This is a genomic window from Micromonospora arida (genome assembly GCF_003857035.1).
GTDB classification, from domain to species: Bacteria; Actinomycetota; Actinomycetes; order Mycobacteriales; family Micromonosporaceae; genus Micromonospora; species Micromonospora arida.
The window spans coordinates 1-10,159 of the sequence record NZ_QGSY01000337.1 but is presented as its reverse complement, the minus strand read 5'-3'; the positions used below and the strand labels follow the sequence as shown (position 1 = coordinate 10,159).

7 protein-coding genes, 1 tRNA gene and 1 pseudogene are annotated in these 10,159 nt (G+C 66.8%); 3 read left to right on the top strand and 6 right to left on the bottom strand.

Features of this window, described 5'->3' with window-relative positions; genetic code table 11:
• The coding region (locus tag DLJ58_RS33065) for a tetratricopeptide repeat protein (protein WP_208741474.1) at positions 1 to 1,093 on the bottom strand (1,093 nt) is incomplete at its 3' end.
• A gap of 231 nt (positions 1,094 to 1,324) precedes the next feature.
• Here DLJ58_RS33065 and DLJ58_RS33060 point away from each other — a divergent pair.
• Positions 1,325 to 1,408: transfer RNA gene (locus DLJ58_RS33060), tRNA-Leu, on the top strand.
• A gap of 444 nt (positions 1,409 to 1,852) precedes the next feature.
• Here the strand turns inward: DLJ58_RS33060 and DLJ58_RS33055 are convergent.
• Positions 1,853 to 2,632 (bottom strand): transposase family protein, encoded by a 780-nt coding sequence (locus DLJ58_RS33055; protein ID WP_124862892.1) that lies wholly within the window; start codon positions 2,630 to 2,632, stop codon positions 1,853 to 1,855.
• Between the two features lie 94 nt (positions 2,633 to 2,726).
• Between DLJ58_RS33055 and DLJ58_RS33050 the strand changes: the two genes are divergently transcribed.
• The gene (locus DLJ58_RS33050; RefSeq protein ID WP_124862889.1) at positions 2,727 to 2,996 is read left to right on the top strand and encodes a DUF6959 family protein; all 270 of its coding nucleotides are present in this window, start codon (positions 2,727 to 2,729) and stop codon (positions 2,994 to 2,996) included.
• A 746-nt stretch (positions 2,997 to 3,742) separates the two neighbouring features.
• On the opposite strand, the gene DLJ58_RS33045 is transcribed toward DLJ58_RS33050, so the two are convergent.
• The 3 genes and pseudogenes from DLJ58_RS33045 to DLJ58_RS35255 form a co-directional block, all read right to left on the bottom strand.
• Entirely contained in the window at positions 3,743 to 4,348 is a 606-nt protein-coding gene (locus tag DLJ58_RS33045; protein WP_158629659.1) for an OmpA family protein, read from the bottom strand.
• Entirely contained in the window at positions 4,332 to 4,934 is a 603-nt protein-coding gene (locus tag DLJ58_RS34800) for a hypothetical protein (protein WP_244219233.1), read from the bottom strand. Before DLJ58_RS34800 ends, DLJ58_RS33045 begins: the two co-directional genes overlap by 17 nt.
• A gap of 399 nt (positions 4,935 to 5,333) precedes the next feature.
• Positions 5,334 to 5,636 (bottom strand): annotated as a pseudogene (locus tag DLJ58_RS35255) (DDE-type integrase/transposase/recombinase); the annotation flags it as partial.
• A 412-nt stretch (positions 5,637 to 6,048) separates the two neighbouring features.
• Between DLJ58_RS35255 and DLJ58_RS33035 the strand changes: the two are divergent.
• The gene (locus tag DLJ58_RS33035; protein WP_124862880.1) at positions 6,049 to 6,453 is read left to right on the top strand and encodes a hypothetical protein; all 405 of its coding nucleotides are present in this window, start codon (positions 6,049 to 6,051) and stop codon (positions 6,451 to 6,453) included.
• Positions 6,454 to 6,936: 483 nt separating this feature from the next.
• Here DLJ58_RS33035 and DLJ58_RS33030 read toward each other — a convergent pair whose 3' ends face one another.
• Positions 6,937 to 9,879 carry a hypothetical protein gene (locus tag DLJ58_RS33030; RefSeq protein ID WP_124862877.1) on the bottom strand — a complete coding sequence of 981 codons (2,943 nt, stop codon included), beginning with the start codon at positions 9,877 to 9,879 and terminating at the stop codon, positions 6,937 to 6,939.
• Positions 9,880 to 10,159 lie beyond the last annotated feature (280 nt).

The window sequence follows — 10,159 nt, the reverse complement described above, 5'->3', positions numbered from 1 at the left end:
CCGGCGGGGTCGCGTGGCCACCAACCCGTTGACGCGGTGCCACGGCCGGGCCGGACGGCGGTCGGTCTGGTGACCGCTGCCCGGCCGGCGTCGTCGGCTGGCCTTCAGCCCTCGGCCGGGGCATCGGGCCGGCCGCCGGCCGGGACGGTCCGGGCGGTTGCTCATCCGGGCGTTGACGGGGTGGCATCGCACGCTCGGGTGGTTGTTCATCGGTGCGCTGAAGTGGTGGATGCGCGTTCGTGGGGGGTTGCCCGCTGACGCCCGAGCCGAGCGACATCGCATTCGCCGCCAGTGGCGCGTCGGCCCGCGGGCGGGGCGGCGTCGCGGGTCGGGGTGCGGCCGTCGGCGGGCCGGGCTGCGCTGGCGCGATTGAGGGAACTGCCGGCTGAACGGGCGTCGCCCGAGGAACTGGGACCGGTGCCGGGGTGGCGTGGCCGGGCGACGTGGGTGTGGCTGGTGCGCGTACCCCTGGAGGGGTTTGTCGGGGCGTGGCCGGCGGTTGCGGCGCCCAGGGTGAGACGGTGTTGGCGGAGGGCCGCATCGCGGCGAGGGTCGCCAGCGACAGGGTCGGGCCGGAGAGCGCCGACCGGGCACCGGGCTCGGTCACCGGGCCGACCGGGACCGGACCGGGCTTCGGCGCGGCGTGCTGCTCGCCCGGCGTCGACGGGGGTGGGCCGAGGTAGTCGCGGGCTGCGCGTACCGCCGGGTGGTTCTCCCCCAGCGCGGCGGGACCGGCGGTGGCGACGCGGGTGTAGTTGCGGCGGGCCTCGTGCCGGTTGCCGAGCTCCTCCGCCACCTCGGCGAGCTCGAATGCGAGCGCGAGCATCAGCGGGTCGGAGTGCTCCCAGCGCCGCTCGCCCGCCGCGAACGCCTCCTCCAACACCCGGCGGGCTGCGAGCGGGTCGTCCCCCTCGCGGTGCAGCCGTGCCAGCAGGTGTGTGGTGTGCAGCACCTCGGGATGGTCGTCACCGTACGGCGGGGGAGCGGATTCGACGGCCTCCGCGAGCAGTTGCCGGGCGGCGCTGAGGTCGCCCGCGGCGCGCAGGGCGAGGGCTCGGTGCTGGGCGGCTGCCAAGGGGGAGGGATGGGACACGTGGCAATGCTGCCGTCAGAGGGGCGCCGGACGCTACCCGGACACGCCCCGACGGTGTGTCGGCACAGCCGTTTGAGGCGGCTTGAGCAGCGGCGGGATCGCCGGGAGAGAGGCGCCGGAAGGCGATGTGCATGATCCACCAGCGGCGTGTACAGTAACTCCCCGTGCGGCCCGCTGTGCCGACCACCGGATGAAAGATCATCTGGTCGGCGAGGTAGGCTGAACGTGTAGGTCCGGGTGGCGGAATGGCAGACGCGCTAGCTTGAGGTGCTAGTACCCGTATAGGGTGTGGGGGTTCAAGTCCCCCCTCGGACACGAACCATAACCCCACGGTGCGCGCTGAGATCCACTGCAGCGCGCACCGTTTGCGTTTCGGTCTGGTAGGTGAGTCGCAGTCCGAGTTGCCGGTAGACCTAGTATGTTCGGAGATAATGGGCGGCGACCCACTCGTCTGCGACGTTCAAAACCCGCTGCTGCCCAAGCGAGGCGCCGTCCAGGACCTCATCCTGATAGCCTTGATCGTCGGCACAGTCGTTTGCTCCGCCTGCGTGGTCGAGGCGGTTCTGGGCGAGGCCGAACTCGCCGCGACTGGTGCCATGATTAGTGGAAGCGGGCTCGGGGCGCTCCGGCAGTTCATCGGGCGCGGGGGCGTAGGAGCCGCTGCTGTGCCCCTCCGAATTGAGGTAGGTGGTAGAGGTGCTGGCGGTCTGAGGGACGTCTCGTAACTGGGTAAAGGCGTGTCCCAGCGCCGGCCGGCGGTCAGCCGGTCAGGATGATGTTGTGGAGGTTGGCGATGCCGGAGGCGGTGTCGGCCAATGTGTGGGCGGCGCGGCGGTAGTCGCGCAGGATCTTGAAGCACTTCATCCTGGCCAGAGCGTGTTCGACTCCGGCGCGGACGGTGCGGTGGTGGCTGTTCAGCTCTTCTTTCCAGGCTGGCAGGACGCCGCCGTCGGCGGGCTTGCGGTACGGGATGATCACCTCGGGGTTGCCGCGGTAACCGCCGTCGTCCATGACGGGTCGCCCGGCTAGTTTCTCTTCGATGCCGCTGGTGCGGTAGACGATCGTGTCGTTTCGATTGCCGGGCTGCGGGTCGCCGACAGCGATGACCAGGCGGGTGCTGGCGTCGATGGCGACCTGCAGGTTCGTCGAGTACCGGTAGTTCTTGCTCTTGGTGGCCAGGCGGTGATCGCGGGTGGGGATCAGGGTGCCATCGACGATGGCGATCTGGTCGACCGGCCGTCGGCGCACCGGTGCCAGGGCCAGCAATGGGCCGAGGGTGTCGATGACCCGGTGCGCGGCGGAATGCGACACCCCGAACAGCGGGCCGATCTGGCGCATGGTCAGGTTCGTGCGCCAGTACACGGCCACCAACAGCACCCGGTCGGGCAGGTCGAGAGCCCATTGCCGGCCCGGCCGCCCGTCACTAATGGCGTCACCGCCACGCTCCGCGACCAAGCGGACCAGCTGACGGAACTGGGCGGGCTGCAGCCCGGTGAACGAGAAAATCCAGGCCGGGCGGGCTGTGGTGATCACCTGCACCGAGGCAGCCTGACCGACCGTCTCAACCAGACAGTCACCGGGGTGAGGAGACCTCCCTTGGACGATCTTCGAGTGGTGCTGGAATCCTGCTCAAATGAGCCAGGACCAAACGCAGGTGCTGTCCCGTGGTACCAACTGTGCCGTCGTGCAGCTTTCGGGTAGGGCATTCCCCGGCATCCACCTGCAGGGCGATACGTTCGCTGCCCTGCTGGTGCAGCTGGCGGACGCGGCGCGCCTACTGCGCCATGACCCCGGTGACCGCGCAGCTCTCGACGAGCTGGACGACGCAGTCGGAGAGTTAGAGCGCTTTCTCGACTTCTACGAAGCGACGCTCTCGGAGCGGGGGATCCACCGGCCGTACTGATACGGCGGTCACCGGCAGAAGCTCGCCTCGAAGACCACCGTCGGTCGCACCACCGCAGCAGCGACGGACATCTCACCATCGTCGAGATACGAGACGTCCCTTAGCCATGGTTGCCGTCTCTTGAGGTCCGCTGCGAGTTCCACTTGACGTGTTGATGGATCGCAGGATCCAGGTCGGCGTCCCGGGCAGCGCCCTCCATCATGGATCGGTGGTGCACGTCGGCGCGCCCGTCATGCCGCCCCACTCCTCCTCAGCCGCTCCGCGGCCGCGCCGAGATGCTGGCACTCGCCGGCGATGACGTGTCCGTGATCAGCGGACCGATCCGGCGCATCGGCACGACGGGCCTTGCGCTGTCGGCGACCGAGCCGATGTGCGCCGGTACGGCGGCGGCCACGGTGTGCAGGCCGCCGCCGTACCGGCGTAACGTCGTGGATCGGCGTGGATCGAGCGTGGTGACAGCTCGGCCGGTCAGAGCCCGTGGTGGGCCGCCCAGGTGGTGATCGCGTCGGCAATGGCCTCGGGTCGGTCCTCGGGAGCGTGGTGTCCGGCCGAGCCGCACGATGGCACCTGCAGAGCGGCGATATTCGTGGTGCACCACTCGGTCATGCGTTCATCACAGGACGGTGTCCGCGAGCTTCGCCACCTGCTCACGAAACTCCTGCCCTGACGACGCCCACCCGCACTCGCGCGGCCGTCACCGGTAGGAGGCCTCACCCGGTCGGCGGCAGGAATGGCCCCGGGATGGATCATTTGTCGAAACGGATCTCGACCCGTCGGTTGCTGGCCCGGCCCCTCGGGTTGTCCTTGCCCGCCACGGTGTTGGCCGCGACGGGGCGCGTCTCCCCGAAGCCCTCAATCGCGTAAGTGAGTTTGCTGTCGACGAGTCGCGGAGCCAGAGCGTCCCGAACCGCCTCGGCTCGCTGGCGGGACAACGCCAGGTTGGCCCCGTCGCCACCCACCGAGTCGGTGTGTCCGAAGATCTGGACCGTGCCGGTGGCCTGCTCGCGGAGTCGTGTGGCGATCTCGGCCAGCTGGAGACGAGCCGCCAGAGAGATATCGGCCTTGCCGAATGCGAAGAGCACGTCCGCCGACAGGGTCAGCTCGATGCGCCCACCGGACTCCGCCTCTCGGGTGTTGCCGTCGAGGTCCTCGGTACGCAGAAAGACGTCCTCGATCGGCGCCTGAATGTCGAGGATCGGGCTGCTCACCTGATCGCCGATCTCACGTGTCGGTCCGGGCAGAACCATGTTCGGGGACGTCGGCGCGGACCAGGCGACTGCCGGATCACTGGCCAGCAGGAGGGCCAGTGCGATCGCCACCGGCGCCGCCTGCCGGCTAACCGAGCGGGACATTTTCGAAGACCGGAACGCGGGGAACGACAACATCGACGGCGGTGACATCATCCGGCGGGGCGCCGAACATGGCGTACAGGTCCACCGACTGACCGGCCTGAACGAATACCGACTGGAGGTCGGACGAAGCGAGGTACTTCACCTGACCGGGTTTCGCGTCCGGTTCGCCCGTCCGGGCCACCAGGTGCCGCTTGCGGTTCTTCCGGTCGATCAGCGTCGCACCCGAGAAGGCCAACGAGATGGTGTCGCCTTGAAAGGCGCTCGCGATCTGCCAGCGGTTCGGGCTGCCCACGGCATCCGTGCGGGTCAATCGAACGCTGAGATTGACGAACCCGTTGTCGCGCCGCAGCTGGTACAAATCCACCCTGACCGGGAAAAGGTTGCCATTTTCGCTGATCTGAATGTCACGACTCGCGATGGCGGCGCCGATCGGCTCGGGCTGAGGCGGTGCGGCACCGATCGTGTCCTTCGAATCCTTGGCGGCACCCTCTGTTTGGTGGGTCCTGTCGAAACCACAGCCGGTGAGGGCCAGGGTCATCGCCAACGCGAGCGAGCCGGCGCGGACTGTGTGTTGACGCACGAGCACGAAATTCCTTCCCGTGGACCGGTCGGTAGCCGCAGGCTGCCGACCGCGTGAGTTCAGGTACTCGCCGTCCCCGTTCGAGGTGAGCGCGGCTGGCGTCGACCGCACGTCTAAGCCGGACGGCTGTGTGACCGCCGGCCGGAGTAGGCGTAATGATCCGCAACAGTGAATGCAGGAGCCTTGCAATCGGCTTGCAGACCACCAGAGGGGAACCGGCATACTCGCGGAGAGGGGGCAGGTCGATGGAGTCCCGGGTGTTGGGCGCGGTCGAGGCGTGGGCGCAGGGCGTTCGGAGAGGCCTCGGCGGGCGTCAGCCCGACTGGTCGCCGGTACTCGACGCCGGCATCGACTCGGCCCATCCGGACTTTGCCGGTCGGATTGTGTGCGTGCCGCTCGAAGGTGGTGCCAAGCCGAGGCGATCAGGTCGTCGAGCACGGCGGGATAGACCGGCGCGGCGTCGGTGACCATCTCGCTGGGCGTCACCATCAGTATCCGCAGTGCGCGCTGGAAGAATCGCCGGGCTGCAGCGGTGTCACGGCGAGCTGAGACGGGCACGTCGATGACCTGTCGGTGCTGGTCGATCGCCGGGTAGGCGTAGCACAGCGACCTGACGCCGACTCGGAAGATCGTCACGTTGACGGTCGTCGAGATCCGCCGACTCTTCAACGCTTCCGTCCTCGCCGTGGCGCTCCCACCAGTGCACATCCAGCACTAATCGAGCGGGCGACGGAAATCCCAATCCCTAGCCCGCTTGGTTGAAGCATTCTCCCGGATCGCCTCGCCCGACCTGCGCCGAGTCGTGGGACATCCTTCAGCGGAATGTCAAGGACTGCGGTCACTTTTCTAACGGGTTTTTGCCGGTCTTAGGGGTCGTGCCAAATTGTTCGATACTGGACCTTGCGGGAGTAGGCGTCGATGCACTGTAAAACCGCGTGGAGCGCCTTTGCTGTGGCCTCCGGCTAGCACTTCCCGGCTACAGATACCTACTAACCGCGACCGCCGGCATGCCCTTAGTGAAAGGGGCTGGACAGCCTACCGCCGCAACGTCGATCGTGAAATAGTTGTCCTTGTGCACCGACGAGGAGGATCTATGCGAATTCGTACAAGGGTGGGAATAGTGGCGGCGTTGGCCACCGCGCTGCTTGGGGCGACGTCAACCGCCGCCCACGCCGATTATTACAGCAGTGGTTGCCGGACTACGAGCAGCGATCCGGGTGGCCTGGACTGCTGGGTCATGTTCTGGGATGAAGGTATCGCGCTGGGCGGGGGCGAGTTCCAATCCTATGGCGAGAAACTGTTCGCGTACGACTCATGGGCAGACGGCCGTGGCGTCTACGTGGAGGCCGTGTGGTGGCAGGGCGGCCTGAGATGGCAAAAGAGCATTAAGCTGACCAGCGGTGCGAACACCAGTCGCACCCTGGATTTGGGCGACATTAACGAGGGCATTGGCGTCTCGTTCACGTCGTGTCAGACCGACGAGGGCAGCCTGCTCAACTGTCGTACCCAGAAGGCAGTTGCCTAGTATTTCAGGGCAACAACTCAGGCGTTGAGCGTGGTATGGGCATAAGGCGGCCACCGCGTGACCATCGATGGTTGTAAAGCCTCGAAGGTCGTGCGGTGGCCGTTAGTCTGTAACTAGGTCGTTCGCCTCGTAGGCAACGACATCGGGCAACGGCGACGATTATCGAGCATCGCCTGGTGAGAACGAGGCGGTGTCGTAGGGGCGCCCGGCCGGTATGCGCATTGAGCTACGGATCGAAGATGGATTCGTGGCGGACTCGTATGAATGTTCAGTGCCCACGAAAGTCGCAACACGGTCGGTAGCGTTGACAGCAAGGTTCGATCGGGTCCCCTGGGGTCGTAGGGAATCCGATTCTGCGTATCAATCCGTCGATCGGCGACGTCGTAAATCGGTAGCAGATCACGTCCGGAGGCGACCGTCTGTTCGGCTATTCTCGATGGTCCCGCCGGGCGTGGGATACGCCCGGCGGAACCAGGGGGTTGTTTATCCGAGTGTGAAGCGGAAGAAGCGGGGGCGGTAGATGCCGGGGTCGCGGTAGTGGTCGGCGTCGGGAGAGATTCGGGTGTCCATGCTGTTGACGTTGTACGACGCGATGAACGTGTCGCCGGAGCTGAACGCCGCGTGCACGTGGGCGTTGTACGAGATGACGTTCGGGTTCCAGTAGCTGCCATATGGTCCGGGTTCGGGCATCCGGTAGACAGGGGTCTTCTGGGTGAACGGACCGTACGGTGAGCAGGACGTCCAGGCGTTGATCTGGCCGCTGAACGCCTGGGTGCTGTCCTGGCTGAGCAGCAGGAACTGTCCGCCCCAGGGCGTGACGCTGTATTCGTTGGCGATCCCGGTCAGCAGGTTGCGGGAGTTCTGCTCGCGGAACGTCCAGCCCCACGGTGTGTGGTACTGCCAGGTGCCGGTGGCGAGGTCGCTGCCGTAGACGCGGGCGATGCGCATCTGTTTGTTGATCGGGGAGTCGTCCACGCCGTAGACGTAGGTGTAGCCGTCGCCGCTGCGGCTGGCCGGCAGGAGCGCCGAGCCCCAGGCGACGCCGCTGGCCGAGGGTAGCTGTCGGACGCTGACCGGGGTTCGTAGGTTGGACAGGGCGAAGTTCGCCACCACGTTGCGGTTGAACCGCCAGTCCCAGGCGCCGGAGCCGAAGCGCTCGTATTCCTGGTACACCACCTGGAGTTGCCCGCCGGAGAGGTGACCGTCACCGACCCAGTACCACTTACCTGGTCCGGAGGGCGGCATCAACGCTCGCGGAGCCCCGGCGGTGCCGCCCTGGTAGGTGGTCAGTGTTCCACCGCTCTGCACCACGAATGTGTTGTTCACCAGCGGTGCGCTGACTGGTCGGGTGCCGTCGCCGTTGAGCGGTCCCATCCAGGTGTCGGAGAACAGCCACACGATCCGCCCGTCGGGCAGCTTCACCGAGTACGTGGAGTCACCGCCGGTCCAGCCGTCGCGCGTGCTGGCGGCGTACCGGTTGAACGTGCCTTCAGGCTCGACGGTGGTCTCCACGCTGCGCACCGACAGCGGGCGTAGCACGCACGAGCGGCCGGTGAGTGGCAGCACGCTTTCCACGTGGGTGGAGAACGTCTTCGGGCTGTTGTCGGCGTCGGCGGAGTGGATGTCCAGTTCGGTCCAGGTGCTCACCAGGGTGGCGACCACGGGATAGGCAAAGTTGGGTACCGTGATCAGGCCACCGGCGTCGGGGTAGAGCATGGTCTGGATGCTCGGGTACTTCGCCAGAGTGCCGGTGCTGCCGGTCGGTGACCAGATGATGACCGCGGAGCTGCGGTTGGTGTCCTTGCTCGTATCGATCAGCAGCGTCGAGCAGTACCCACAGGCAGGGTCACCGGAGCTCTTCACCGCCCGGAAGTCGTGATAGACGGCACCACCCTTACGCAGGATGTCCTGATACTCCACACGTGTACCAGCGGGCGTCGCGTGACTCTTGCGAGCGGGTCTCGCGCCGCCGAGGACGTCGCTGCTCGTCCCGTTCAGGGCGCTGAGGTTGACGCGCCACAGTCTCGTGTCAGCGTCGGTGTAGCCGTAGCTGCGCCACGCGTCCACCGTCGGGGCGGGGGCGGCGTTCGCCTTGGCCAGCCGATAGTTGGCAATGTGATAGCCCAGCAACATGTCCTTGAAGTTCAGGCCGTAACCCTGCGCGACGTGCCGGATCGCCTCGATCGGCAGATGATCGTGATCCCGGACGCTCTCCCAGGTGCGCCGCACGAAACTCGGGTCGACCTGCTCCGTGAGATAGGTGGGCAGCAGGAACGCCCCGTACTGCGGGCCTTCACTCAGACCGCCCCACGAGTTGAGCGCTGAGCCCGGCATGCTGAGCACGTCGTAGACGTTGCGGGCGTAGAGCTCTTCCTCGCCGGGGATGGGTACGTACGGATAGCGGGTGTAGGTCTGGTGGGCGGCCCACTCCGCGGTGGCCTCCATCCACCAGTTCATCGAACCGAATTCCTTGCTGCCAACATAATTGAAGACGAAGTCGACGGCTATATCAGACTTGTCCCAGTACTGGTACTGCATGACGTGGAACAACTCATGCCGGGGCAGGTAGTCCCAGTCGGTCTGCCCGTTGGGCACCAGGATGGTGGCCTGCTGATTGAGCCCGAACGGCAACACGAAGGGCGCAACGATATCGAATCCCATGATGTCGTCGACGCCATAGACCAGTACCCACGGCTTGTCGGCCCGGACCGGCAGTGGGTAGCCCATCTTGCGATACTCACTGACAGCGACCGAGAGCGAGTTCAGCATGTGCTGGACCCCCTGCACCCGGCCGTTGGGGTTGTAATTCGCCGGGACACCCGGAGACCCGCCCGAGGCGATGTTGTAAAGGATGAGGAACTCGCCGGCGGTTGCCCGGCAGCGGTAGGTGACACCGAGGTAGTCGTACGGCTCGGCGGCGCAGTCGTCGTAGCCGGCCGCCGCAGGGGCGAGTGCGGGTGCGGCGACGTCTGGAGCGATCGTCGCCGCTGCCGCCGGCGAAGCGGTCGCCGCCAGCATAGACAAGTAGGCCAGGTATCGCTGCGGGTCGCGAATGGCGCCGGCCGGCCGCAGGTGCGCGGGCACCGATCGTGGTGAGCGCACTGCGCCCAGGCCATACCGCACCGCGTCGTCCCGGGAGAGCTCGCCGCGGTGGTAGGCGGCAAGGATCCGTTCCTCGGGTCCGAAGTCGGGCGGGGGAGCCGGCTTGCCGGTAGCGGCAACGGGCTTCGTCTCCTTGAAAGGCTTGGGGCGCGGGACCGGCGGTGGGGTGACACGCGATGTGGTGTCGGACGGTGTGACGGCTCCAACGACGCGGCCGCCGGCCGGTACGGGGTCCGGGTCGGAAGCCGCCTGCGCGCTGCCGCCGGACATCACGGCCCCTGCCAGCACGACTGTCGCGCTGAGCATGGCCAGGGCGTTTCTCATTCCGCTCCCTCTATGGGACTAATGGCTGGTGCCGATACCGTCGAGGCGACCGATGGTGGCCGCGACGGCACGCTAGCGACGGGCGGTTAACGATCGGTTGGCGTCTCGTCCGGTCGCGGAGTCCGTCGCCGGCTCTTGACGTCCCCGAGGTCGTCGGTCGGCCGTGGCGCTGGCATCTCGGGTGCTATAGCAGCGCTGTAGCTGTTCTTGGAGGTTGCGTCCGTACCCTCTCGTCATGATCAGCCTTGCCCGGGCAGCGCGGGCCGTCGCGGTGGTATGG